Source organism: Streptomyces sp. NPDC018833 (genome assembly GCF_044390825.1).
GTDB lineage: Bacteria > Actinomycetota > Actinomycetes > Streptomycetales > Streptomycetaceae > Streptomyces.
In genome coordinates this window covers 54,175-78,927 of record NZ_JBIRZM010000024.1, presented here as the reverse complement: position 1 = coordinate 78,927, position 24,753 = coordinate 54,175, and the positions used below count along the sequence as shown (strand labels likewise).

General features: G+C 71.2%; 25 protein-coding genes and 1 pseudogene. 13 read left to right on the top strand and 13 right to left on the bottom strand.

What is annotated here, in order from left to right:
• The first annotated feature begins 83 nt into the window (after positions 1 to 83).
• From ACH5AF_RS33015 to tyrS, 3 genes are read left to right on the top strand one after another with little or no spacing between them, the layout of a single operon-like run.
• On the top strand, positions 84 to 1,637 hold the full coding sequence (locus tag ACH5AF_RS33015; protein WP_398906906.1) for a TldD/PmbA family protein: 1,554 nt from the start codon (positions 84 to 86) through the stop codon (positions 1,635 to 1,637).
• Positions 1,634 to 3,025 (top strand): metallopeptidase TldD-related protein, encoded by a 1,392-nt coding sequence (locus ACH5AF_RS33010; RefSeq protein ID WP_398906904.1) that lies wholly within the window; start codon positions 1,634 to 1,636, stop codon positions 3,023 to 3,025. Before ACH5AF_RS33015 ends, ACH5AF_RS33010 begins: the two co-directional genes overlap by 4 nt.
• A 54-nt stretch (positions 3,026 to 3,079) precedes the next feature.
• Positions 3,080 to 4,348, top strand: coding sequence for a tyrosine--tRNA ligase (gene tyrS, locus ACH5AF_RS33005; RefSeq protein ID WP_398906903.1), 1,269 nt, complete (start codon positions 3,080 to 3,082; stop codon positions 4,346 to 4,348).
• A gap of 96 nt (positions 4,349 to 4,444) precedes the next feature.
• On the opposite strand, the gene ACH5AF_RS33000 is transcribed toward tyrS, so the two are convergent.
• On the bottom strand, positions 4,445 to 4,723 hold the full coding sequence (locus ACH5AF_RS33000) for a GlsB/YeaQ/YmgE family stress response membrane protein (protein ID WP_398906901.1): 279 nt from the start codon (positions 4,721 to 4,723) through the stop codon (positions 4,445 to 4,447).
• Positions 4,724 to 4,942: 219 nt separating this feature from the next.
• Between ACH5AF_RS33000 and ACH5AF_RS32995 the strand changes: the two genes are divergently transcribed.
• On the top strand, positions 4,943 to 5,305 hold the full coding sequence (locus ACH5AF_RS32995; protein WP_398906983.1) for a DUF3099 domain-containing protein: 363 nt from the start codon (positions 4,943 to 4,945) through the stop codon (positions 5,303 to 5,305).
• Positions 5,306 to 5,496: 191 nt separating this feature from the next.
• Positions 5,497 to 5,736 (top strand): hypothetical protein, encoded by a 240-nt coding sequence (locus ACH5AF_RS32990; protein ID WP_398906900.1) that lies wholly within the window; start codon positions 5,497 to 5,499, stop codon positions 5,734 to 5,736.
• Here the strand turns inward: ACH5AF_RS32990 and moaA are convergent.
• The 3 genes from moaA to ACH5AF_RS32975 all read right to left on the bottom strand — a co-directional run bounded on the left by moaA (position 5,719) and on the right by ACH5AF_RS32975 (position 8,846).
• Complete coding sequence (moaA, locus tag ACH5AF_RS32985) at positions 5,719 to 6,708, bottom strand: GTP 3',8-cyclase MoaA (protein ID WP_398906898.1); 990 nt, start codon at positions 6,706 to 6,708, stop codon at positions 5,719 to 5,721. The two genes, ACH5AF_RS32990 and moaA, sit on opposite strands and share 18 nt — an antisense overlap.
• Before the next feature lie 153 nt (positions 6,709 to 6,861).
• Entirely contained in the window at positions 6,862 to 8,484 is a 1,623-nt protein-coding gene (locus ACH5AF_RS32980) for a cation acetate symporter (RefSeq protein ID WP_398906896.1), read from the bottom strand.
• Entirely contained in the window at positions 8,481 to 8,846 is a 366-nt protein-coding gene (locus ACH5AF_RS32975; RefSeq protein WP_398906894.1) for a DUF485 domain-containing protein, read from the bottom strand. The genes ACH5AF_RS32980 and ACH5AF_RS32975 overlap by 4 nt, the downstream gene beginning before the upstream one ends.
• Positions 8,847 to 9,120: 274 nt before the next feature.
• Between ACH5AF_RS32975 and ACH5AF_RS32970 the strand changes: the two genes are divergently transcribed.
• Together ACH5AF_RS32970 and ACH5AF_RS32965 are read left to right on the top strand one after the other, a co-directional pair.
• Positions 9,121 to 10,653: a S8 family peptidase gene (locus tag ACH5AF_RS32970; protein WP_398906893.1), complete on the top strand. Its 1,533-nt coding sequence runs from the start codon at positions 9,121 to 9,123 to the stop codon at positions 10,651 to 10,653.
• A 98-nt stretch (positions 10,654 to 10,751) separates the two neighbouring features.
• On the top strand, positions 10,752 to 12,134 hold the full coding sequence (locus ACH5AF_RS32965) for a CoA transferase (protein WP_398906892.1): 1,383 nt from the start codon (positions 10,752 to 10,754) through the stop codon (positions 12,132 to 12,134).
• Positions 12,135 to 12,494: 360 nt separating this feature from the next.
• Here the strand turns inward: ACH5AF_RS32965 and ACH5AF_RS32960 are convergent, their stop codons facing one another.
• Positions 12,495 to 13,217 carry a VIT family protein gene (locus ACH5AF_RS32960; protein WP_398906890.1) on the bottom strand — a complete coding sequence of 241 codons (723 nt, stop codon included), beginning with the start codon at positions 13,215 to 13,217 and terminating at the stop codon, positions 12,495 to 12,497.
• A gap of 193 nt (positions 13,218 to 13,410) precedes the next feature.
• On the opposite strand from ACH5AF_RS32960, the pseudogene ACH5AF_RS32955 reads away from it, so the two are divergent.
• From ACH5AF_RS32955 to ACH5AF_RS32935, 5 genes and pseudogenes are all read left to right on the top strand, one after another.
• A pseudogene (locus ACH5AF_RS32955) lies at positions 13,411 to 14,439 on the top strand (DEDDh family exonuclease); the annotation flags it as partial.
• Positions 14,440 to 14,673: 234 nt separating this feature from the next.
• On the top strand, positions 14,674 to 14,907 hold the full coding sequence (locus tag ACH5AF_RS32950) for a hypothetical protein (protein ID WP_215181405.1): 234 nt from the start codon (positions 14,674 to 14,676) through the stop codon (positions 14,905 to 14,907).
• Between the two features lie 83 nt (positions 14,908 to 14,990).
• Positions 14,991 to 15,776 (top strand): SURF1 family protein, encoded by a 786-nt coding sequence (locus ACH5AF_RS32945; RefSeq protein WP_398906889.1) that lies wholly within the window; start codon positions 14,991 to 14,993, stop codon positions 15,774 to 15,776.
• 30 nt (positions 15,777 to 15,806) lie between these two features.
• Complete coding sequence (locus ACH5AF_RS32940; protein ID WP_398906887.1) at positions 15,807 to 17,591, top strand: glycoside hydrolase family 15 protein; 1,785 nt, start codon at positions 15,807 to 15,809, stop codon at positions 17,589 to 17,591.
• Between the two features lie 4 nt (positions 17,592 to 17,595).
• Positions 17,596 to 18,351 (top strand): SDR family oxidoreductase, encoded by a 756-nt coding sequence (locus ACH5AF_RS32935; RefSeq protein ID WP_398906886.1) that lies wholly within the window; start codon positions 17,596 to 17,598, stop codon positions 18,349 to 18,351.
• Between the two features lie 82 nt (positions 18,352 to 18,433).
• Here the strand turns inward: ACH5AF_RS32935 and amaP are convergent, their stop codons facing one another.
• The 5 genes from amaP to ACH5AF_RS32910 are packed head-to-tail and all read right to left on the bottom strand — an operon-like array spanning position 18,434 to position 20,723.
• Entirely contained in the window at positions 18,434 to 19,015 is a 582-nt protein-coding gene (gene amaP, locus ACH5AF_RS32930; RefSeq protein ID WP_398906884.1) for an alkaline shock response membrane anchor protein AmaP, read from the bottom strand.
• 19 nt (positions 19,016 to 19,034) lie between these two features.
• Positions 19,035 to 19,685 carry a DUF6286 domain-containing protein gene (locus tag ACH5AF_RS32925; RefSeq protein WP_398906883.1) on the bottom strand — a complete coding sequence of 217 codons (651 nt, stop codon included), beginning with the start codon at positions 19,683 to 19,685 and terminating at the stop codon, positions 19,035 to 19,037.
• On the bottom strand, positions 19,682 to 20,026 hold the full coding sequence (locus tag ACH5AF_RS32920) for a hypothetical protein (protein ID WP_398906882.1): 345 nt from the start codon (positions 20,024 to 20,026) through the stop codon (positions 19,682 to 19,684). The genes ACH5AF_RS32925 and ACH5AF_RS32920 overlap by 4 nt, the downstream gene beginning before the upstream one ends.
• Positions 20,027 to 20,032: 6 nt before the next feature.
• On the bottom strand, positions 20,033 to 20,224 hold the full coding sequence (locus ACH5AF_RS32915) for a hypothetical protein (protein WP_398906881.1): 192 nt from the start codon (positions 20,222 to 20,224) through the stop codon (positions 20,033 to 20,035).
• 10 nt (positions 20,225 to 20,234) lie between these two features.
• Positions 20,235 to 20,723: an Asp23/Gls24 family envelope stress response protein gene (locus tag ACH5AF_RS32910; protein ID WP_398906880.1), complete on the bottom strand. Its 489-nt coding sequence runs from the start codon at positions 20,721 to 20,723 to the stop codon at positions 20,235 to 20,237.
• A 91-nt stretch (positions 20,724 to 20,814) separates the two neighbouring features.
• Between ACH5AF_RS32910 and ACH5AF_RS32905 the strand changes: the two genes are divergently transcribed.
• Entirely contained in the window at positions 20,815 to 21,483 is a 669-nt protein-coding gene (locus ACH5AF_RS32905) for a hypothetical protein (protein ID WP_398906879.1), read from the top strand.
• 58 nt (positions 21,484 to 21,541) lie between these two features.
• Here the strand turns inward: ACH5AF_RS32905 and ACH5AF_RS32900 are convergent, their stop codons facing one another.
• The 3 genes from ACH5AF_RS32900 to abc-f form a co-directional block, all read right to left on the bottom strand.
• Complete coding sequence (locus ACH5AF_RS32900) at positions 21,542 to 22,333, bottom strand: enoyl-CoA hydratase/isomerase family protein (RefSeq protein WP_398906877.1); 792 nt, start codon at positions 22,331 to 22,333, stop codon at positions 21,542 to 21,544.
• A 134-nt stretch (positions 22,334 to 22,467) separates the two neighbouring features.
• Positions 22,468 to 22,689 carry a helix-turn-helix domain-containing protein gene (locus tag ACH5AF_RS32895; protein WP_398906876.1) on the bottom strand — a complete coding sequence of 74 codons (222 nt, stop codon included), beginning with the start codon at positions 22,687 to 22,689 and terminating at the stop codon, positions 22,468 to 22,470.
• A 354-nt stretch (positions 22,690 to 23,043) separates the two neighbouring features.
• The gene (abc-f, locus tag ACH5AF_RS32890; protein ID WP_398906874.1) at positions 23,044 to 24,642 is read right to left on the bottom strand and encodes a ribosomal protection-like ABC-F family protein; all 1,599 of its coding nucleotides are present in this window, start codon (positions 24,640 to 24,642) and stop codon (positions 23,044 to 23,046) included.
• Between the last annotated feature and the right edge of the window lie 111 nt (positions 24,643 to 24,753).

The window sequence follows — 24,753 nt, the reverse complement described above, 5'->3', positions numbered from 1 at the left end:
CACCGACCCCGGGAACCCGCTGGCGACGGCCCCGTCCGCCGCGACATGATCGGGGCGACCCGTCTCGACGACAGGAGACATCCGTGCCTCATTCCCTCGACGAAGCCTTCACGGCGCTGCCGCTGCGGGCGCTCGCCGACGCGGCACTCGCCCGGGCGCGTGCGCTCGGCGCCGAGCATGCCGACTTCCGCCTGGAGCGCGTACGCAGCGCCTCGTGGCGGTTGCGTGACGCCAAGCCCGCCGGCTCGTCCGACTCCACGGACCTCGGATACGCGGTGCGGGTGGTGCACGGCGGCGCCTGGGGGTTCGCCTCCGGGGTCGACATGACCATGGACGCCGCGGCCAGGGTGGCCGGTCAGGCGGTGGCCATGGCGAAGCTGTCCGCGAAGGTGATCGCGGCGGCGGGCTCGGACGTGGGGGCACCCCCTGGACGAAGTCCTTGGGGGAGGGTGGAGCTGGCGGACGAGCCCGTGCACGCCGAGAAGACCTGGATCTCCTCGTACGGGATCAACCCCTTCGAGGTGCCCGACGAGGACAAGACCGCGCTGCTCGCCGACTGGAGCTCCCGGCTGCTGCGGGCCTCCGGCGTGGCGCACGTGGACGCCTCGCTGCTGACCGTCCACGAGAACAAGTTCTACGCGGACACCGCGGGGACGGTCACCACGCAGCAGCGCGTACGGCTGCACCCGCAGCTCACGGCGGTCGCCGTCGACGAGACGTCCGGCGAGTTCGAGTCCATGCGCACCATCGCGCCCCCGGCGGGGCGCGGCTGGGAGTACCTGACCGGCACCGGCTGGGACTGGGACGCGGAGCTGGAGCAGATCCCGGAGCTGCTCGCGGAGAAGATGCGCGCGCCGGGCGTCGAGGCCGGGCGCTACGACCTGGTGGTCGACCCCTCGAACCTGTGGCTGACGATCCACGAGTCGATCGGCCACGCCACGGAACTGGACCGTGCGCTCGGCTACGAGGCCGCGTACGCGGGGACGTCGTTCGCGACCTTCGACCAGCTGGGGAAGCTGGTGTACGGATCGTCGGTGATGAACGTGACCGGCGACCGGACCGCCGAGCACGGGCTGGCGACGATCGGGTACGACGACGAGGGCGTCGAGGCGCAGAGCTGGGACCTGGTCAAGGACGGCACGCTGGTGGGCTACCAGCTGGACCGGCGGATCGCGAAGCTGACGGGCCTCGGCCGCTCCAACGGCTGCGCCTACGCCGACTCCCCCGGCCATGTGCCGGTGCAGCGGATGGCGAACGTGTCGCTGCGGCCGGACCCGGGCGGTCTGTCCACGGAGGACCTGATCGGCGGGGTGGAGCACGGCATCTATGTGGTCGGCGACCGGTCGTGGTCGATCGACATGCAGCGCTACAACTTCCAGTTCACCGGACAGCGGTTCTTCCGCATCGAGAACGGCCGGCTGGCAGGTCAGCTGAGGGACGTCGCGTACCAGGCGACGACGACGGAGTTCTGGGGCTCGATGGAGCAGGTGGGCGGCCCGCAGACATATGTGCTGGGCGGCGCCTTCAACTGTGGCAAGGCCCAGCCGGGCCAGGTCGCGGCGGTCTCCCACGGCTGCCCCTCCGCCCTCTTCCGCGGAGTCAACATCCTCAACACGACGCAGGAGGCGGGCCGATGAGCCGCGTGAGCAAGCCGCACGAGATCGTCGAGCGGGCGCTCGAGCTGTCCACGGCGGACGGCTGCGTCGTCATCGCCGACGAGCACTCCTCGGCCAATCTGCGCTGGGCCGGCAATGCGCTGACCACCAACGGCGTGACCCGCGGCCGCACCCTCACCGTGATCGCCACGGTGGACGGGTCCGAGGGCACCGCGTCGGGCGTGGTCTCGCAGTCCGCCGTGACCGCCGCCGACCTGGAGCCGCTGGTGCGCGCCGCCGAGGCCGCCGCCCGGTCCGCGGGACCGGCCGAGGACGCGCAGCCCCTGGTCACCGGGACCGAGGCGTCCCCCGACTTCGCCGACGGGCCCGCCGAGACGTCGTCGGCCGTGTTCGCCGACTTCGCGCCCGCGCTCGGCGAGGCCTTCGCCCGGGCCCGAGCCGGCGGCCGTGAGCTGTACGGCTTCGCCAATCACGAGCTGACCTCGACGTACCTCGGTACGTCGACGGGGCTGCGGCTGCGCCACGACCAGCCGACCGGCACGCTCGAACTCAACGCCAAGTCGCCCGACCGGACGCGCTCGGCCTGGGCGGGCCGCTCCACGCGGGACTTCAAGGACGTGGACCCGGCCGCGCTCGACGCCGGTCTTGCGGAGCGGCTCGGCTGGGCGGAGCGCCGCATCGAACTGCCGGCCGGCCGGTACGAGACGCTGCTGCCGCCGACCGCCGTGGCCGATCTGCTGATCTACCAGATGTGGTCGTCGGCGGCCCGGGACGCGGCGGAGGGCCGTACGGTCTTCTCCAAGCCCGGCGGCGGCACCCGTATCGGCGAGGCGCTGTCCTCGCTGCCGCTGACGCTGCGCAGCGATCCGCACGAGCCCGGCCTCGAGTCGGCCCCGTTCGTGATCGCGCACTCCTCCGGCGACGACGCCTCGGTGTTCGACAACGGTCTGCCGCTGGCGCCCACGGACTGGGTGCGTGACGGAAAGCTGGAGCACCTGGTCACGACCCGGCACAGCGCCGGTCTGACGGGGCTGCCGGTCGCACCGGGTACGGACAACCTGATCCTGGACGCGGGCGGCGAGCGCTCCTTGGCGGAGATGGTCTCGGCCACCGAGCGGGGGCTGCTGCTGACCTGCCTCTGGTACATCCGCGAGGTCGACCCCGCCACACTGCTGCTGACCGGGCTGACCAGGGACGGCGTGTACCTGGTGGAGAACGGCGAGGTCGTCGGCGAGGTGACCAACTTCCGCTTCAACGAGTCGCCGGTCGACCTGCTCGGCCGGGCGACGGAGGCGAGCCGGACCGAGAAGACGCTGCCGCGCGAGTGGGGTGACTGGTTCACCCGCGCCGCCATGCCCGCGCTGCGGGTGCCCGACTTCAACATGAGCTCGGTCAGCCGGGGCGTGTGACCGGCCTAGACTGGCTCCCACCGATCCATTGACGTACGAGGAGACGGAAGAACCGTGACGGACATCGTCGACGAGCTGAAGTGGCGCGGGCTGATCGCCCAGTCCACCGACGAGGACGCTTTGCGCAAGGCGCTCGCGGACGGTCCCGTCACGTTCTATTGCGGCTTCGACCCGACGGCGCCGAGCCTGCACGTCGGGCACCTGGTGCAGGTGCTGACCGTGCGCCGGCTCCAGCAGGCCGGGCACCGGCCGCTGGCGCTGGTGGGCGGGGCCACGGGCCAGATCGGCGACCCGCGGCCGACCGCCGAGCGCACGCTGAACGATCCGGAGACGATCGCGCAGTGGGTGGCCCGGCTGCGCTCGCAGATCGAGCCGTACCTCTCCTTCGAGGGCGACAACGCCGCGATCATGGTGAACAACCTGGACTGGACCGCGGGCATGTCCGCGATCGAGTTCCTGCGGGACATCGGCAAGCACTTCCGCGTCAACAAGATGCTCACCAAGGACTCCGTCGCCCGGCGTCTGGAGTCCGAACAGGGCATCAGTTACACGGAGTTCAGCTACCAGCTGCTGCAGGGGATGGACTTCCTGGAGCTGTACCGGCGCTACGGCTGCACCCTGCAGCAGGGCGGCAGCGACCAGTGGGGCAACCTCACCGCGGGGCTGGACCTGATCCACCGCCTGGAGCCGGACGCCGAGGTCCACGCCCTGGCCACCCCGCTGATGACCAAGGCGGACGGCACCAAGTTCGGCAAGTCCGAGACCGGCACGCTCTGGCTCGACCCCGAGATGACCACGCCGTACGCGTTCTACCAGTACTGGCTGAACACGGACGACCGGGACATCAACCGGTACCTGCGCATCCTCAGTTTCAAGAGCCGCGATGAGCTGGAGGAGCTGGAGAAGCAGACCGCCGAGCGTCCTCAGGGCCGTGCCGCGCAGCGCGCGCTGGCCGAGGAGCTGACCACCCTGGTGCACGGCGCCGACCAGTGCGCAGCCGTGATCAACGCCTCCAAGGCACTGTTCGGGCAGGGCGAGCTGGCCGAGCTCGACGAGCCGACGCTGCATGCGGCGCTCTCCGAGCTGCCGCATGCCCGGGTCAGCGAGCTCGCGCAGGTCGTCGACCTGTTCGCCGAGGTCGGCCTGGTGGCCAGCAAGTCTGCCGCCCGGCGCACGGTGAAGGAGGGCGGCGCGTACGTGAACAACGTGAAGGTGACCGCCGAGGACGCCGTGGCGACGCGGGACGACCTGCTCCACGGGCGCTGGCTGGTGCTGCGCCGCGGCAAGAAGAACCTGGCGGCGGTCGAGGTGACGGCCGGCTGACCGGGCAGAACGGACGACGGCGGCGGCCGGGGGGGCATGGCGGCCCGCCCGGCCGCCGCCGCCGCCGCCGTATGTCGTCCGCCGTCCGTCGTCGCTCTACGCGCGCCGCTTCTTCCCGCCGCGCACCGACGTGTACGCCATGTCACCGAGGAACACGATGACGATGGCCGCCGCGAGCTGGAGTACGTGCCTGCCCCAGTCGATGCCGCTGGTCTCCGCGATGCCGAAGCCCCGCGCCACCGCGTTGCCGATGACGGCCCCGATGATGCCGAAGATGGTGGTCAGCCACAGGGGACTGTGCTGCTTTCCCGGAATGACGGCTTTCGCGATCAGACCGAGCACGAATCCCACGATGATCGCCCACAACCAGCCCATGGCTGCCTCCTTGTTCGGCTCCGCGTGAGGAGTTACGCCTGTCAGTCTCGGCCCCTGGGCCGTACGGCGCATGTCGGAGCCACCCATACGTGTCCCGGCGCACTCAGGGCCCGCACAGCGTCGACCCGCTCTCGTGGACGGCGCAGGGGCGGCGTACGGTGGATGTGGCCGGGGCGGGGATGTCCGGGAACGTCCGGGGCGGGGAATCGGGTGGTGGAGATGCACAGGCACGGCGGGACCGAAGTCTTCCGGATCACCGGGGCCCGGCAGGGGCTCGCTGACGATGTCCGCGGCCGGCAGCGCCGCTATGTGATCTCGATGTCCGTGCGCACGGTGGCGGTGATCCTCGCCGCGGTCCTGTGGAACGTGGAACGTCACGTGGCCGTCGTCGCGCTGGTGCTCGGCATTCTCCTGCCGTACATCTCCGTGGTCATCGCCAACGCCGGCCGCGAGAGCGCGCCGACGCCTCCTGCGACGTTCGTCCCCACGCCGTCGCGGCCCATGATCGAGGCGGGTTCCGACGACTCCCCGACGGCCGACGGATCTTTCACGGAGGAGCGCTCCGTGTCCGAACAGGGCTGATGACGACCGTCTGCGACGGGCTGCGCGAACCTCAGGAAAACCTCAGATCAATCATGAAGTTCCTGTGCACTCGGGCCCGTTGCCCATGACATACTGCGTACGCGCTCCGCATCCCCCGTCGGAGCGACGGACCGACGCCGGGCAGCTCCCCCCGTGGCTGCTCGGCGTCGCCATGTTGCGACAATGACCAGGTGAGTGACGAAACCCCGATCTGTTCCGCCAAGGGCTGCCGCACCGACGCCGTGTGGGTCCTCGCCTGGAACAACCCGAAGCTGCACACTCCCGAGCGCCGCAAGACCTGGCTGGCCTGCGAGGAGCACCGGGAGCACCTGTCACAGTTCCTCGGCGTACGCGGGTTCCTCAAGGACGTCATGACCCTGGAGGAGTGGGAGCTGCGGCGGCCCGGGGACGGATCAGCCGCCGATCGCTGACATGGGGCGCTCGGGCTGAAGGAAGGACGGGTCGTCGAGTCCTGATCCGGCTTTCTTCCCCCACATGGCCAGCCGCCATATACGGGCGACCTCCTCGTCCGGCGCGTCCGAGCGCAGCGCCGCCCGCAGGTCGGTCTCCTCCGTCGCGAAGAGGCAGGTGCGCACCTGGCCGTCGGCGGTGAGGCGGGTGCGGTCGCAGGCCCGGCAGAAGGGGCGGGTGACGGAGGCGATGACGCCGACGCGACGCGGTCCGCCGTCGACGACCCACCGCTCCGCGGGGGCGGAGCCGCGCGCGGCGTCGCCCTCGGCGGTGAGTGTGAAGCGGGTGCGCAGGGAGACCAGGATGTCACCCGCGGTGATCATTCCGTCACGCTTCCAGCCGTGCTGGGCGTCCAGGGGCATCTGCTCGATGAACCGCAGCTCGTAGTCGTGGGCGACGGCCCAGGCGAGCAGGTCGGGGGCCTCGTCGTCGTTCAGCCCCGGCATGAGGACCGCGTTGACCTTGACGGGGGTGAGGCCGGCGGCGCGGGCGGCCTTCAGGCCGTCGAGCACGTCGTGGTGGCGGTCGCGGCGGGTGAGCGTCTTGAAGACGTCGGGGCGCAGGGTGTCCAGGGAGACGTTGACCCGGTCGAGGCCGGCGTCCTTGAGAGCGGCGGCCGTGCGCCCCAGCCCTATGCCGTTCGTCGTCAGGGACATCTTGGGGCGCGGCTCGAGGGCGGCGACACGCTCGACGATGCCGACGAGGCCGGGGCGCAGCAGGGGCTCCCCGCCGGTGAAGCGGACCTCGGTGATGCCGAGGTCGGTGACGGCGATGCGGATCAGGCGGATGATTTCGTCGTCGGTGAGCAGATCGGGCTTCTTCAGCCATTGCATGCCCTCTTCGGGCATGCAGTACGTACACCGCAGATTGCAGCGGTCAGTCAGGGAAACCCGCAGGTCAGTAGCCACTCGGCCATAGGTGTCGATGAGCACTGTGGGCCCCCTCCCCGGTTCAGCGGATGTGACTCTTCCGAGCCTACGTCAGGCCACCGACAGTACTAGTGGCCCATTTGGCACGAGGCGCGGCACGGCCGCGTCGTAGGACCCTACGACGCGGCCGCTACGGCCGGGTGTCGGTCGGCTCACTCAGTGGGCCCCGACACCGGTGAGGGACTTGACCTCCAGCTCCGCGTACTTGCCCTTGTCGGGCTCCTCCTTCGACAGCAGGGAGCCGATCCAGCCGAGCAGGAAACCGACGGGGATCGAGATCAGGCCGGGGTTCTCCAGCGGGAACCAGGCGAAGTCGGCGTCGGGGAACATCGAGGTGGCCTTGCCGGAGACGACCGGCGAGAAGAGCACCAGGACGACCGACGACGCCAGACCGCCGTAGATGGACCACAGGGCGCCCTGGGTGGTGAATTTCTTCCAGAACAGGCTGTAGAGGATCGTCGGCAGGTTCGCGGACGCGGCGACCGCGAAGGCGAGGGCGACCAGGCCGGCGACGTTCAGGTCGCGGGCGAGGGCCCCGAGCGCGATGGACACGATGCCGATGGCGACGGTCGCCCAGCGGGCCGCCCGGACCTCCTCCTTCTCGGTGGCCCGTCCCTTGCGGATGACATTGGCGTAGATGTCGTGCGCGAAGGACGACGAGGAGGCGAGGGTGAGGCCCGCGACCACGGCCAGGATGGTGGCGAAGGCGACGGCGGAGATCACGGCCAGGAGGATCGCGCCGCCCGCGGAGTCGACGCCGCCGATGTGCAGGGCCAGCAGGGGGGCCGCCGTGTTGCCCGCCTTGTTGGAAGCGGTGATCTCCGTCGGCCCGACGAGCGCCGCCGCGCCGAAGCCGAGCGCGATGGTCATGAGGTAGAAGGCGCCGATGATGCCGATGGCCCAGTTGACGGACTTACGGGCGGCCTTGGCGGTGGGCACGGTGTAGAAGCGGATCAGGATGTGCGGCAGGCCAGCGGTGCCGAGGACGAGCGCGATGCCGAGGGAGATGAAGTCCAGCTTGGACGTCCCGGTGGCGCCGTACTTGAGGCCGGGCTCCAGGAACGCGGCGCCCTTGCCGCTCTTCTCGGCGGCCTGGCCGAGCAGCTCGGAGATGTTGAAGTTGAACTTCAGCAGCACCAGGAAGGTGATGAGCACGGTGCCCGCGATGAGCAGGACGGCCTTGACCATCTGCACCCAGGTGGTGCCCTTCATGCCGCCGATGGTGACGTACACGATCATCAGCAGGCCGACGAGGGCCACGATGGCGACCTTCCCGCCGTCGCTGGTGATGCCGAGCAGCAGGGAGACGAGGACGCCGGCGCCCGCCATCTGGGCCAGCAGGTAGAAGATCGAGACGACGATGGTGGAGGTGCCGGCCGCGGTGCGCACGGGGCGCTGGCGCATGCGGTAGGCGAGGACGTCACCCATCGTGTAGCGGCCGGAGTTGCGCAGCGGCTCGGCGACGAGAAGCAGGGCGACGAGCCAGGCGACCAGGAAGCCGATCGAGTAGAGGAAGCCGTCGTAGCCGAACAGGGCGATGGCGCCGGCGATCCCGAGGAACGATGCGGCCGACATGTAGTCGCCGGAAATGGCGAGGCCGTTCTGGAAGCCGGTGAACTGGCGGCCGCCCGCGTAGAAGTCGGAGGCGTCCTTCGTCTGCCGTCCCGCCCATACGGTGATGAAAAGGGTGGCGACGACGAAGGCCGCGAACAGGGTGATGATGAGCGGCCGGTGCTCGGTGGTCGCGCTCGACGCGGCGAGCTGGAGCGTGGGGCTCATACGTCGGCCTCCATACGGGACTTGATGGCTTCCGCCTTCGGGTCGAGCTTCACCGCGGCGTGCCGCGAGTAGAACCAGGCGATGAGGAACGTGGTCGCGAACTGTGCGAGGCCGAAGACCAGGGCGACGTTGATGTTGCCGAAGACCTTCGTGCCCATGAAGCCGCCCGCGTAGTTGGAGAGCAGGACGTAGAGCAGGTACCAGGCGATGAACGCGACGGTCAGGGGGAAGGCGAAGGAGCGGTAGGTGCGGCGCAGTTCGCCGAATTCCGTACTCTCCTGCACCTGAACGAACGACTCTGTCGTGGGCTGGGCGGGGCTGGTGCCCGTACCGCCCGGGGGCGGCGGTGCATCGGTGGCCACGGAGACTCCTCGCGACGCGGGTGCGGTGGTGGTCATGGGGATGGTGCCTGTGGGGGCGGTTTGATGTTGCTCCACTCCCTGACAACGGCACGGAGCACACACCGAACCGGTTCACCTCCGGGCTTTTCCTCCGCACTCCTTGTCCTACTTGTTGCCGTACATCTGCACGAATCCATTGAAGAGCCGCCTTGATCAGCGATAGCTTCGCCCGGCATGAACCCGCCCATTCGCAAGGGGTGTTTGGGCGGTTTGTCACGGATGATGTGGAGAACCCATGGCTCATCTGGGATCCAGACGTCGGCGCGCACTCGCGCTGCCCGTCGGTCTGGCGCTCACGGCCTCACTCGGATTCCTGCCGACGGGTACGGCGTCGGCAGCAATCACCGACGACGTCCCGGCAGCGGTCTCGACCGACGGCCCGAAGCTGTCGTACGTGGTCAATGTGAACGGCGGTCACGGCACCGCGAAGGCCGTCAAGAAGGCGATAGCCAAGGCCGGCGGGACGGTCGTCCATTCGTACGACCAGATAGGCGTCATCGTCGTCCACTCGCAGAATCCTGCGTTCGCGGAGACGATCCGTCAGGTCCGCGGTGTCCAGTCGGCCGGTGCCACGCGCACCGCCCCGCTGGCGCCCGTGACGGACACGGCCATCGAGTCGGAGCGTCCGCTGACCGCCGAGGAGGCCGAGGCGGCGGCGGGCCAGGCGACGGCGGGCCAGGACGCCCTCGAGCCTCTTCAGTGGGACCTGCCCGCCATCAAGGCGGACAAGGCGCACGAGAAGACGCTCGGCAGCAAGAAGGTGACGGTCGCCGTCATCGACACGGGTGTCGACGACACGCACCCGGACCTCGCGCCGAACTTCGACCGGGAAGCCTCCGTCAGCTGTGTCGGCGGTGTGCCCGACACGGCGGACGGCGCCTGGCGTCCGGGCCCGACGGAGAGCGACCACGGCACCCACGTCGCGGGAACCATCGCGGCGGCGAAGAACGGCACCGGCATCACGGGTGTCGCGCCGGGTGTGAAGGTCTCCGGCATCAAGGTCTCGCAGCCGGACGGCTTCTTCTACACGGAGGCCGTCGTCTGCGGCTTCGTGTGGGCCGCCGAGCACGGCGTCGATGTGACCAACAACAGCTACTACACCGACCCGTGGCTGTTCAACTGCAAGAATGATGCCGACCAGCAGGCTCTGATCGAGTCGCACAGGCGCGCCATCCGGTACGCGGAGAGCAAGGGCGCGGTGCACGTGGCCGCCGCAGGCAACTCGCGGATGGACCTCGCCTCCGACGAGCTCACCGACACCACGAGCCCGAACGACACCACGCCGGTCGAGCGGAAGATCAACCCGAGCGAGTGCCTGGACATCCCGACGCAGATCCCGGGCGTCGTCACGGTTTCCGCGTTGGGCGCGAAGAACCTGAAGTCCTCGTACTCCAACTATGGCAACGGCGTCATCGACATCTCCGCCCCCGGCGGCGACGCCACCCGCTTCCAGGCGCCCAACGCGCCGGCCGTCGACGGCCGGATCCTGTCGACCCTGCCGGGCGGTGGCTTCGGCTACAAGGCCGGCACGTCGATGGCGTCACCGCACGTCGCGGGTGTCGCCGCGCTGATCAAGTCGACGCACCCGTACGCGTCGCCGGCGATGGTGAAGGCCCTGCTCTCCGTGCAGGCCGACGACACCGCGTGCACCAACCCGTACGACATCGACAACAACGGGACGGTCGACGCGGTCTGCGAGGGCGACGAGGACGAGAACGGCTTCTACGGTGAGGGTGTCGCGGACGCTCTCGACGCCGTTCGCCGGTAATCACCTCTGATCCACCGCTTTTCCGGGGCCCGGTGCGGATGTCCGACGGATGTCCGTACCGGGCCCCTTCGCATGGCACTCGGTGCCATAGTGGCTGTATGGGTCAGACATCTTCGAGCGGTACGGCCGACGCCTGGGCCGCCCTGGGCGGCGATCCCGCCCTGGTAGACCGCGTGACGTACGAGGGCCGGGGCGCGCTGCCCGCCCGCCTGCCGGTCATGGAGCTGGCGCGTTCCACCGTGGCGGTGTGCTCGCTGGCCGCCGCGGAGCTCGCCGCCCGCCGCACCGGCGGCGGCATCCCCGCGGTGCGCGTGGACGACGGGGCGGTGACGACGGCGTTCCTGAGCGACCGGCTGGTGCGGGTGGACGGGGTGGCACCGACGACGTTCGCGCCACTGTCGCGCTTCTGGCCCGCCGCCGACGGCTGGGTGCGGACGCACGCCAACTACCCGCACCACCGGCCCCGGTTGCTCGCCGCACTCGGTCTGCCCGGCGACGCGGGCGTGGACGCCGTCGCGGCCGCCGTGCGCGAGCGGCGGGCGCTGGAGGTCGAGGAGAGCGTGTACGCCGCCGGCGGCCTGGCCGTCGCCGCGCGCGACCCGAAGGAGTGGGCCGGGCATCCTCAGGGCGCCGCCGCGGCCGCGCAACCGCTGCTGGTCATGGAGCGCATCGGGAACGGCCCCGCACCGAGGGCGGCCGGCGGTTCGGCGGCGCTGCCCTGCGCGGGGCTGCGGGTGCTCGACCTGACCAGGGTGCTGGCCGGCCCGGTCGCCACCCGCACGCTCGCCCTCCTCGGCGCGGACGTCCTGCGGATCGACGCCCCAGGTCTGCCGGAGAGTCAGGAGGCCCACAACGACACCGGTATGGGCAAGCGGTCCACCCGGCTCGATCTGGCGGCCGCCGCGGACCGCGCCGCGTTCGAGGAACTGCTCGCCTCCGCCGACGTGGTGGTGACCGGCTACCGGCCGGGCGCCCTGGACCGGTTCGGTCTCGCACCGGAGGAGTTGGTGGAGCGGCGCCCGGGCCTGGTGGTGGCCCGGCTCTCGGCGTGGGGCCGGCACGGGCCGTGGGCGGCGCGACGCGGTTTCGACAGTCTGGTGCAGGCCGCGTCCGGCATCGCGGAGATCGAGGGCGACGGGGAGCGGCCGGGCGTGCTGCCGGCACAGGCCCTGGACCACGGCACCGGCTACCTGCTCGCCGCCGGTGTCCTGCGCGCGCTGACCGAACAGTACGGGACGGGCGGCGCCAGGCTGGTGGAGCTCGCCCTCGCCCGCACGGCCGCCTGGCTGGTCAACGACCTGCACAAGACGCCGGACACAGCCGCCGGGGAGTACGACGCCGAGCGATGGCTCACCGAGGCGGACAGCCCCATGGGCCGCCTGCGCCATGCCCTGCCCCCGGTCTCGTTCGACGGCGGCCCGGCCAACTGGGCCTTTCCGGCGGGTCTTTGGGGCACGGACGCGCCGGAGTGGCGCGGCTGACGCGCACGGCGTGAGGCCTCGGCCGTCGCCTGGTGCCGCCGGGCACGCCGTCGCCGCCTTGGGACGGCAGCCCCGTCGGCGAGCGGTCGGCAGGGCGTAGTCCCATCGGCGGGCGGACCACGGCAGCCCCGTCGGCGAGCGGTCGGAAGTACGGGCGGACGCGGCAGGGCGCTCCCCCGCGGAGGAGACGGACGGCGGAGGAACGGGCCCCGCCAGGACACCGACCGCTTGAAGAACGGGCCCCACCAGGAGACGGACTGCGGAAGGGCGGTCCCCGCCAGGGGCGGCCCGCAGACGAACGATGCCCGCCAGGGGCGGCCCGCAAAGCCGGGCGGTGCGGGCCGCACCGGTGGTGCGTGCTCAGACGCCCGCCGCGCCCAGCAGCGTTCCCGCCGCGTGCGTGACCGCCATGGCCAGCGCTCCACCGCCGGTGTTGCGCAGCACCGCCGGGACCGGGTCCGCCGCGCCCAGGCGGGCGCTCCACCAGCCGGTGAGCGCCAGGGCCGCCAGCACCGACACAACGGTGACGTAGAGGCGGACCGACGAGGGCGGCAGGACGATCGCGAGCAGGGGCAGCAGCGCGCCCGCCGTGAAGGCGAGGAAGCTCGCACCGGCCGCATGCCAGGGGTTGGTCAGCTCGTCGGGGTTGATACCGAGCTCCACGCGCGCGTGGGCGCGCAGGGCGTCCCGCTCGGTGAGCTGTTCGGCGGCTTTGCGGGCCACGTCCCGGGACAGGCCGCGTTCGGTCAACAGGCGGGTGAGCTCCTCCAGTTCCTCCTCTGGCTGCTCGCGCAGCTCGCGCTTCTCGACGGCGAGGGCCGCCTTCTCCGAGTCGCGCTGGGTGGACACGGACACGTACTCCCCGGCGGCCATGGACATGGAGCCGGCGAGCAGTCCGGCGAGGCCCGCGGTGAGCAGGGTGCCGCGCTCGTCGGTCGCTCCGGCGACCCCGACGACGAGGCCGGCGGTGGACACGACCCCGTCGTTGGCGCCGAGGACCGCGGCGCGCAGCCAGTTGAGGCGCGTGCCGAGTCCGCCGCCGTGCGGTTCGTCGTGCGCTGCGCCCGTGGTCTCGTCACTCATCCCGGGAGGGTCTCACCGGTCCGTGCGGTGGGCGCGGACAACCCGCCGGACGACAGGTGGAGAGCCTGTGGACCAGGGCCCGTTGGCCGCTGCGATCCGGAACGGACCACGGCCGGGCACCCGGTCGCGGCGTCGTACCGGACGGCCGGGGGACGGGGCGCTCCGCCACTGTCGGTCCCGGCCCGTATTCTCTGTGACCATGCTCGACGACCGTACGACCGCAGCGACGACGTGGCCGGCCGCCTACCCGCAGGGGTACGCGGTCGTCGACGTGGAGACCACCGGACTGTTCAACCACGACCGGATAGTGTCCGCTGCCGTCTTCCGCCTCGACGGCCGGGGCAACATCGAGGACCACTGGTACACGCTCGTCAATCCCGAGCGCGACCCCGGCCCGGTGGAGATCCACGGTCTGACGGGCGAGATGCTCCGGGACGCGCCGCTGTTCGGCGACATCACGGCCGAGCTCACCGCGCGACTGGAGGGCCGCGTCCTGGTCGCGCACAACGCCGGCTTCGACTGGGGCATGATCGCGCGGGAGTACGCACGCGCGCGGCGGACCGCGCCGACCCGGCAGCGCCTGTGCACCATCGCGCTCGCCAGGGAGCTGGGGCTGCCGCTGCGCAACTTCAAGCTGGAGACGCTCGCGGCGCACTACGGCGTGGTGCAGCAGCGGGCCCACCACGCGCTGGACGACGCCCGGGTGCTGGCCGAGGCGTTCCGGCCGAGCCTGCACTCGGCCGCCCGCGACGGGGTACGGCTGCCGCTGCTTGAGTGCCTGCCGCTGAACGAGTGGTCCGACGCCCCGCCCGCCCCGCGCATCGGGTACCAGCCGTCGTACGGGCAGAGCAGCTGGCGGCCGTCGCGCAAGCGGCCCCCATGCCCCTTTCCCAACCCGGGCAGGTACCGGCCGGGCGGGCAGCTGATGCAGGGCATGCGGGTGGCGTTCTCCGGCGACACCTCCATTGAGCGGGAGTTGCTGGAGGACCGGGCGACCGAGGCGGGCCTGCACGTCGCCACGAGTGTGTCGCGGCTGACGAGTCTGCTGGTGACCAACGACCCGCGCGCGACGACGTCGAAGACGGTCAAGGCCGCGTCGTACGGCACACCGGTCGTCGACGAGGCGGCGTTCACCCAGCTGTTGGGGCATGTGATCCCGGCCGCGGGCACGACCGGGGAGACGGCAGGCGTTCCGGTGCGGGCAAGCGCGCCGGCAAGCGAAGGATCGCCGGTGAACGCGCGGGAGAGCGAAGACCCACCCGTGACTGCGCCGGAGAGCGAAGGCCCACCGGAGACGGGACGTGCGGGTCTCTCGCCGGAGCAGGGAATCCTCCCGGGGGCGGTAAGTGCGGAGCAGGGAATGCTGCCGGGCATGGCACCCGCATCGGAGTGAACCCGGCGCGACTCGCCCGCCGTCCGCTCGCCCCCGCCCGCCTCGCGTCCCACCCTGTGGCGCATGGCACGTTGCGAGGTTTGCGGAAACGACTACGGCATGTCCTTCGAGGTGCACGCGCAGGGCGCGGTGCACGTCTTCGACTGCTTCTCCTGCGCCATTCACCGCATGGCGCCCATCTGTGAGCACTGCCGGGTGCAGATCATCGGCCAGGGCGTCGAGGCCGAGGGCCACTGGTACTGCGGCGCCCACTGCGCCCGCGCCGAGGGGAGGGCCGGCATCATCGACAGGGTGTGACCGCGTGGTGCCACCGGCCCGGGGACGGGTGCCATCGGGACCCCCCGTCCCGGCCCGGGGGCACTGCAGGTACGGTCGAAGCCGTGTACCGCTTCCTGTTGTCCCGGCAGTGGGTGATCCTCACCCTCATCGCCCTCGTTCTCATCCCCACGATGGTCGAGCTGGGCTTCTGGCAGCTGCACCGCCACGAGCGCCGCGTCGCGCAGAACGCCCTCATCGCCCGGAACCTCGACGCGAAGCCGGTGCCGGTGGGCGAGCTCACCTCCCCCGGCCACACCGTCCCGCGCGGCGACTACTGGCGGCAGGTCACCGCGACGGGCTCGTTCGACACCGTCCATGAGGTCGTCGTACGCCGCCGCACCAACGCCGACGACCGCGTCGGCTTCCACGTACTGACCCCCCTGGTCCTGACCGACGGCACGGCCGTGCTCGTCAACCGCGGCTGGGTCCCGGCGGCCGCCGACCAGAAGGCGTTCCCCGAGGTCCCGAAGGCCACCGCCGGCACGGTCACCGTCACCGGCCGGCTCAAGGCCGATGAGACGACCGGCGCCAGCGGGATCAAGGACCTGGCCGGTCTGCCCCCGCGCCAGGTGATGCTGATCAACAGCGAGCAGCAGGCGAAGCTGCTGGACCGCCCGGTGCTCGGCGGCTATCTGGAGCAGACGGAGCCGAAGCCGGCCGCCGGCCCTGAGCAGATCCCCGACCCCGACCACGACTCCATCGGCGCGCACATGGCGTACGCCGTCCAGTGGTGGCTGTTCGCCGGCGCGGTGCCCGTCGGCTGGGTGATTCTGGTGCGCCGGGAGAAGCGGGACAGAGTGACGGCGGCGCTCAACAGCGTGCCGGATCCGGTCCACGCGCCTGCTTAGGGGCCAAGCGGGCCGGGAACACGCCAGAGCGTGAGCCAACGTATCGAGGACTACGCCCTCATCGGCGATCTCCAGACCGCTGCACTCGTCGGTGCGGACGGTTCCATCGACTGGCTGTGCCTGCCCCGCTTCGACTCGGCGGCCTGCTTCGCGGCGCTCGTGGGCGATGAGGAGAACGGTCACTGGCGGATCGCGCCCGAGGGCGCCGGACGGTGCACGAGTCGTCGCTATGTCGATGAATCGCTGGTGCTGGAGACGTTGTGGCATACCCGCACCGGCACGGTCAAAGTCCTTGATTTCATGCCGCAACGGGACGAAGCGCCCGATGTGATCCGCATCGTCGAGGGCGTCGTCGGCACCGTGGAGATGGCCGCCACCCTCCGGCTGCGCTTCGACTACGGCAGCGTCGTGCCCTGGATGCGGCGTGCGAACGGCCACCGGGTCGCGGTCGCGGGCCCCGACTCCGTCTGGCTGCGCTGCGAGCCGCCGGTGCACACCTGGGGCCAGCAGTTCAGTACCTGCTCGTCGTTCAAGGTCGCGGCGGGCGAGAAGGTCGCCTTCGTCCTCACGTGGCACCCCTCGCACAGGCCGCGCCCCAAGCTGGTCGACCCCTATGTGTCACTGCGCCACTGCCTGGAGGACTGGGCGCAGTGGTCGTCCCACTGCCGGTACCAGGGGCCCTACCGCGAGGCGGTCCTGCGTTCTCTGATCACCCTGAAGGCGCTCACCTACGCGCCGACGGGCGGGATCGTCGCCGCCCCGACGACGTCCCTGCCCGAGGAGATCGGCGGCGTACGCAACTGGGACTACCGGTTCTGCTGGCTGCGCGACTCCACCCTGACGCTCGGCGCCCTGCTCGCGGCCGGCTACCTCGACGAGGCCGCGGCCTGGCGCGACTGGCTGCTGCGCGCGGTGGCCGGCGACCCGGCCGACCTGCAGATCATGTACGGACTCGCGGGCGAACGCCGGCTGGCCGAGATGGAGCTGGGCTGGCTCGGCGGCTACGCGGGATCCGTACCGGTCCGGGTCGGCAACGACGCGGCGTACCAGCTCCAGCTCGACGTCTACGGCGAGGTCATCGACTCCCTGTTCCTCGCCAGGACGATGGGGCTGAAGACCGAGCGGCACGCGTGGAACATTCAGTTGAGCCTCCTCGGCTTCCTGGAGTCGAAGTGGCGCGAACCGGACCAGGGGCTGTGGGAAGTACGCGGACCGCGCCGCCACTTCGTGCACTCCAAGGTGATGGCGTGGGTCGCGGCCGACCGTGCCGTACGCAGTCTGGAGGCCGACCCGACACTGCGCGGGAACGCGGCGCGCTGGCGCGCCATGCGTGACGAGGTGCACCGGGAGGTGTGCGAGAAGGGCTTCGACCCGGTACGGAACACCTTCACGCAGTCGTACGGCTCGACGGATCTGGACGCGGCGGTGCTCCTGATTCCGCACGTCGGCTTCCTGCCCCCGGACGATCCCCGGGTCCTCGGCACGGTCAAAGCGGTGCAGGCCGAGCTGGGCAGCGGCCCGCTGGTGCGGCGCTACAGCACCGCGGGCGTCTCCGTCGACGGGCTGCCGGGCGACGAGGGCGCGTTCCTGGCGTGCTCGTTCTGGATGACGGACGCGCTGTGCATGACGGGCCGTGAGGACGAGGCCAGGGAGCTGTTCGAACGGCTGCTGGCGCTCCGCAACGACGTGGGTCTGCTCTCCGAGGAGTACGACCTGGTGGCCGGCCGCCAGCTCGGCAACTTCCCTCAGGCATTCAGCCATATCGGGCTGGTGAACACCGCCCTCGCGCTGGGGCGGCACGAGGCGGCAGGATAGGGCCATGGATCTTGGACTCAAAGACCGCGTCTACATCGTCACCGGCGCCTCCAGGGGCCTGGGCAACGCCTCCGCGCGGGCGCTGGCGGCCGACGGTGCGAAGCTCGTCATCACGGGGCGGGACGAGCAGACGGTCAAGGACGCGGCGGCCGAACTGGGCCCGAACACGGTGGGCCTGGCGGCGGACAACGCGGACCCGGCGGGCGCGGAGCGTCTGGTCGCCGCGGCCCGGGCACACTTCGGCCGCGTCGACGGCGTCCTCATCAGCGTGGGCGGCCCGGCGCCGGGCTTCGTCGCGGACAACACCGACGAGCAGTGGCAGTCGGCGTTCGAGTCGGTGTTCCTGGGCGCGGTGAGGCTGGCACGGACCGCGGCGGCGGAGCTGTCCGAGGGCGGGGTGATCGGTTTCGTCCTGTCCGGCTCGGTCCATGAACCGATCCCCGGCCTGACGATCTCCAACGGCCTGCGCCCGGGCCTCGCGGGCTTCGCCAAGTCACTGGCCGACGAGCTGGGCCCACGCGGCATCCGCGTCGTCGGCCTGCTGCCGGCGCGCATCGACACCGACCGGGTACGGGAACTCGACGCGCTGTCGGGCGACGCGGAGGCGGCGCGCGCGGGGAACGAGTCCCGCATTCCGCTGCGGCGCTACGGTACGCCGGAGGAGTTCGGCAGGGTCGCGGCGTTCCTCCTGTCGCCCGCGGCGTCGTACCTGACGGGCGTGATGCTCCCGGTCGACGGCGGCGCACGCCACGGTTTCTGACGGCTGCCATGTTTGCGCCGGGCCTCGGCGCCTTGCCTTTGACGCCGACGGGCGAAGCCCGGCGAGTCCGGCCCGTCCGGCGTCACGCCACCCGTTCCGCCCGGTGCTTCGACTCGCGCAGTCGCACCTCCACCGGGAGCTCCTGCAGGCCGGCGGACTCGCGCGCATGCGCCACCGCCTCGTCCACCAGCCGGGCCAGCGTCCCGGCCGGTTCGGCGTGCGGCTCCAGCTGCAACTGGACCCGCGCGGCCGGAGCACTGCGACTACGACCCGTCAGCATGACGTGGGCGTGGGACACGCCGTCCAGCGACTCCGCCTCCCCGGCCATCACGGTCTCCAGCGCCCGGCCCCGCACCAGCGCGCCCTCGCCGTCCCCGGTGTCCACCAGGACCTCTGCGAGGCGGGCGCGGCGCAGCTGAGCGAGCAGCCACCACAGCGCGAGGAGCACCAGCACCGCGAGGACCGCGATGACGACCGGCCACCACCAGCCCTCGTCCCGCCACCTCATGCGGTCCGCCGCACTGAGCAGCACGTCGCGCCGCCCGCTGTAGGGCCACCAGGAGGGCACGGACAGCCCTGCCCCGGCCGCGAGGACGGCACCGCCTGCGCACAGCAGCGCCAGCCCGGCGAGACCGAGCAGGACCCGGTTGACCGCTCTGAGCATCCCTGTCACCCCTTGTCCCTCACCGCTTGCCCGCCGGCGGCCGGCCGACCTGCACGGCCAGCGCCGGGGGTCTGGCGAGGCCCAGTTCCCTGATGCCCGCCCCGAGCGCGGCGTCCAGATCGGCGCGTACGTCGTCCAGTTCGCGGAAGTGCGAGCGGGCCCGCACCCGGGCCTTGGAACGTGTCATCCGTACCCGTACCGACTGCACTCCCGAGACTTCCATCGCGCGGTCGCGCAGCACGAGCGCCGCCGCCTGACGGCTGAGGCCGGCCCTCACGTGCGCGCGGTCGCGGTGCATGGGCAGCACCGTGCGCAGCCCCGGCGTCACCGCGAGAACGATCAGCCAAATGCCGATGAGGGCCACGGCCCCCGCGACAGTGAGCACCGCCGCCTCGTCCAGGCGCCACCGGTCAAGATAGTCCGCCAGCGCGCGCCGCCAGTGCATGGCCTGCCGGCCGGCGCGTACCGCGGCGATGTCGTAGAGCAGGAGCCCGGATCCGGCGAGGATCACCAGGGCGACCAGCGCGGCGGGAACGCGGCGCGCCGACCAGAAGCGCCCTGCCTTGCCGTGCTTCCCTTTCGCGGGGGCGGGCGCGGGGTCGTAGTCCGCCGCGGATGTGGACTGGTCCAGTTCCAGAACGGGCCGGTCGCTGTGCTCAGGCTCGGTCATCGGATCCTCCCCTGCGCCCCGTGACGGGAGTGGACGGAGTGCAGGCGCTCGACCTGGACCGCCACCTCGGGCACCTCCATCCCTGCCAATGCCCTTACCCTCTTGGCCACTTGACGACGCACCGCGCCGCACTGGCGGCCGATGTCGCCGGGGTAGTCGAGTTCCAGGCTGACGCTGACGCGCGCGGTGTCATGGTGCACGACGACCATCGCGTGCGGAGGCGCGCCCACGGGCACGCCCTCGAGCGCCTCGCGTGCCGCCTTCGCGGCGATCTTCGCAACGACGCGGTCGGCGATGGTGGTCGCCCCGCGTTCGGCGGCGGCGACGCGTTCGGCGGCCACCGTGCGTCACCGCCGCCCGTCGCCGCGATCGCGGGCCCGGAAGAAGTCGCCGACCTCCAGGTCGCCCTCGAGGAACCTGCCCACCACGAAACCGACCGCTCCCAATGCGGCGACCAGAAGAAACGCCCCGAACCCACCGAAGTAGCCGGCGAATCCGAGCGCCATGCCGGCCAACAGGCCGACCACGGCCATGCTCATGCTGAGCTCCTCACCGGAGACGCTGCTCCGACTCGTCCTCTTCCTCGTCGGGCAGCTTGACGTCGGTCACGGCGATGTTGACCTCCACGACCTCCAGGCCGGTCATCCGCTCGACTGCGGCGACGACGTTCTCCCGGACGTCGCGGGCGACATCGGAGATGGCGACGCCGTAGTCGACGACGATCTCCAGGTCCAGGGCCGTCTGCACCTCACCGACCTCGGCCTTGACGCCCCGGGTCACACTGGACCGGCCGCCTCCGCCCGGCACACGGTCGCGGACTGCGCCCAAGGTGCGGGAGATGCCGCTGCCCATCGCGTGGACGCCGACGACGTCCCGTGCGGCGAGTCCGGCGATCTTCTCCACGACGCCGTCCGCGATCGTGGTGCGTCCGCGGATTCCCGCGTCCACGCGCTTGCCGATGGAGGTCCTGCGGGCCGACGGCTCGCCGGGTTCGTTCCCCGAGCTCTGGGGCCTGTTGCGCTCACCTGTCTCGGTCATCGCGTTGTCCTTTCGGGTGGTGATGACCTCCCTTTGCCCACATTAGGTGCGTTTTACCGATTTTGCGCCAGAGATACGGCAGGCTGGAGGAATGACCACTGCGGGAGCGATGGGGCGGATGCGGCGGGCGCTGGGGCTCGGCCGGCTGGTGGCGCTGGGCGGGCCGGAGGACGGCACGTGGCTCGCGGAACGCGCGGCCGGATCGGTACTCGCGAGAGCAGCCGCGAACGCGGTGCGCGGAGCTGCGGTCACCCGCCTCAACGTGATGCTCGCGGACCCCGAGACGGCCGCGGAGCCCATGCTTCCGCCGCCGCCGAGCGCGCTTTGGCCAGGGTCGTACCGGCTTTCGGCGCAGGTCGCGGTGTGGAGCGGTGAGCCGCTGCCCGCGGTGACGGCGGCGCTTCGGTCGGCGCTGTCCCGGGCGGCGGCGGACCGGCTGGGCCTGGTGGTCGGCGAGGTGGATCTTCGGGTGGCGGACCTCCCGGACAGTCCGCTACGGCCCGCCCCCGCCCCTGTCCCCACGCCGGTGGCGCCCTCGGACGCGGCCGGTGAGGCGGCGGCAGCGACGGCGGGCGTGGCGGGCCTGACGGCGGAGCTGAGTGGCCGTGCCGTGCACCTGGCCGACGACCACGTACGGATCGAACTGGCCACGGCCGAGGGGTTCCGGGCGCTGGACGTGGCCCGGGCGGTGCGCGCGTCGGTGTCGGACGCAATGGCGGACGGCCGCCCTGTCACGGTCCTGATCTCATCGGTCGCCTGACCTCGCCTTCGCAGGGCGCGCACCAGGACCGGTGGGCGCCCTGCTCAAGGGCCGGCGGTCAGTCGCCGAGGCCCGCGAGGTCCCTGAGCCGGCGGGCCTGGGCGGCGCGCTCGGCCGCGCACTGCTCCTCGTAGGAGCGGCCCGCCGCACCTTGCAGCAGCGCCTTGGTCTCGATCACGGCGTCACGGGGCGCGGCGACGAGCGCCGCGGCGAGGTCCCGTACGGCTGCGTCCAGCTCGGTCCCGGGCACGACGAGGTTGGCCAGGCCGGTGCGCTCGGCCTCCTCCGCATGGACGAACCGGCCGGTCGCGCAGATCTCGAGCGCGCGGGCGTAGCCGACGAGCGACACCAGGGGGTGGGTACCGGTGAGGTCGGGGACAAGCCCGAGGGCGGTCTCCCGCATGGCGAACTGCACGTCGTCCGCCACGACCCGCAGGTCGCAGGCGAGGGCGAGCTGGAAGCCCGCGCCGATCGCATGGCCCTGCACGGCCGCGATGGTGACGATGTCGCTGCGACGCCACCAGGTGAAGGCTTCCTGGAACTCGGCGATGGCCGCGTCGACCTCCGCGTCACTGCCGCGCGCCAGGTCGATGAACGACGGCTCGCCTTCGAAGCCTTCGGGCGTGAAGGCCTGCCGGTCGAGCCCGGCGGAGAAGGACTTGCCCTCACCGCGCAGCACCACGACACGCACATCACCCGGCAGTGACCGGCCGGCCTGCGTCAATGCCCGCCACAGCGCGAAGTCCTGGGCGTTGCGCTTGTCCGGCTTGGTCAGGGTCACCGTGGCAACGGCGCCGTCGACGGTGAGTCGCACACCGTCCTTGTCGAGCACGGGGTCGAGCGAGGTCATGGGACGCCTCCGGTTCGGTGCAGTGATGCCTACGAAGATAAGCAACTGCACAGTAACCACCCGGACCGGTCGGACGACCGCCCGGGTGGCCACCGCGAAACCGATGGGCCGAAGGAGTCCTTACGACGGGCCGGTCAGGCCGAGGTGGCCTTCTTGCCCCTCGTCGCTCCGCCACGTCCACGCAAAACGACTCCGGACTCACTGAGCATCCGATGGACGAATCCATAAGAGCGACCGGTCTCTTCGGCCAGCGCCCGGATGCTCGCACCGGAGTCGTACTTCTTCTTCAGGTCTGCCGCGAGCTTGTCGCGCGCGGCGCCGGTAACCCGGCTGCCCTTCTTCAGAGTCTCGGCCACCCGTGCCTCCTCATGGGAAGTGCGCTCTGGACTTCTCATGATCACCCCTCACGGGCGTCCTGGCCACCCATTCGACAAGGTCCGTACGGATCGCTTGGCAACGCGATATGCGGCCACGGTGACCGGAATCAACCCTTCCGATCCGGCGCGAGGGAACGTATCGCCTGGCGTCCCGCGAAAATGCCTGGTCAGCGGGTCGGCGGAGGCCACCCCGGGATCGGGGGCCGGAACGCGGCAGTTGGCCAGCCGCCACACTGCGATACCAGACGCTCTCACACAGATGACGGATCACGCGTAGGCCGAATGATCCATACGGAGTGGATCAACAGCGCCCGGAAGTGCCGACCGAGCGCGTCAGGCGAGGGCCACCAGGTCCGCGTAGTCCGCACCCCACAGGTCCTCGACGCCATCCGGCAGCAGGATGATCCGCTCCGGCTCCAGCGCCTCGACCGCTCCCTCGTCGTGCGTGACGAGGATGACGGCGCCCTTGTAGGTGCGCAGCGCGCCGAGGATCTCCTCGCGGCTGGCCGGGTCCAGGTTGTTGGTGGGCTCGTCGAGCAGCAGGACGTTGGCCGACGAGACGACGAGCGTGGCCAGCGCGAGACGGGTCTTCTCACCGCCCGAGAGCACCCCGGCCGGCTTGTCGACGTCGTCACCGGAGAAGAGGAACGAACCGAGCGTCTTGCGCACCTCGACGAGGTCGAGGTCGGGCGCGGCGGAGCGCATGTTCTCCAGGACCGTGCGGTCCGGGTCGAGGGTCTCGTGCTCCTGGGCGTAGTAGCCGAGCTTGAGGCCGTGACCGGGGGTGACCATGCCGGTGTCGGGCTTCTCGACACCGGCGAGGAGGCGCAGCAGCGTCGTCTTGCCCGCACCGTTGAGGCCGAGGATGACGACGCGCGAGCCCTTGTCGATGGCGAGGTCCACATCGGTGAAGATCTCGAGCGAGCCGTACGACTTGGACAGGCCCTCGGCGGTCAGCGGGGTCCGCCCGCACGGTGCGGGCTCCGGGAAGCGCAGCTTGGCGACCTTGTCGGCCATCCGTACGTCCTCGAGGCCGGACAGCAGGCGCTCGGCGCGGCGGGCCATGTTCTGCGCGGCGACCGTCTTCGTGGCCTTGGCGCGCATCTTGTCGGCCTGGGAGTTGAGGGCTGCCGCCTTCTTCTCGGCGTTCTGCCGCTCGCGCCTGCGGCGCTTCTCGTCCGCCTCCCGCTGCTGCTGGTAGAGCTTCCAGCCCATGTTGTAGACGTCGATCACCGATCGGTTGGCGTCGAGGTAGAAGACTTTGTTGACGACCGTCTCGACGAGGTCGACGTCGTGGGAGATCACGATGAACCCGCCGCGGTACGTCTTCAGGTAGTCGCGCAGCCAGACGATCGAGTCGGCGTCGAGGTGGTTGGTGGGCTCGTCGAGCAGGAGGGTGTCGGCGTCCGAGAAGAGGATGCGCGCGAGCTCCACACGCCGGCGCTGACCGCCGGAGAGCGTGTGCAGGGGCTGGCCGAGGACCCGGTCGGGCAGGCCGAGCGCGGCGGCGATGGTGGCCGCCTCGGCCTCGGCGGCGTAACCGCCCTTGGTCAGGAACTCCGTCTCCTGACGCTCGTACTGCTTGAGCGCCTTCTCCCGGGTGGCGCCCAGTCCGTTGGCGATGCGGTCCTCGTTCTGGCGCATCTTGCGGATCAGCAGGTCGAGTCCGCGGGCGGAGAGGATGCGGTCGCTGGCGAGGACGTCGAGGTCGCCGGTGCGGGGGTCCTGCGGGAGGTAGCCGACCTCGCCGGAGCGGGAGATGGTGCCTGCGGCGGGGATGCCCTCGCCGGCAAGGCATTTGGTGAGGGTGGTCTTGCCCGCTCCGTTGCGGCCGACGAGGCCGATGCGGTCGCCCTTGGCGATACGGAAGGAGGCGGACTCGATGAGGACGCGCGCGCCGGCGCGCAGCTCGATACCGGATGCGGTGATCACGGGGAAATACTCCAGGGCGGTGGGACGGCGGAAGGGACGGGCGCAGCGACGCTTCGACGCCGTCTAATGCACAAGGAGAATTGCCATACGGGCCAGTCTAACGGGGCAGGG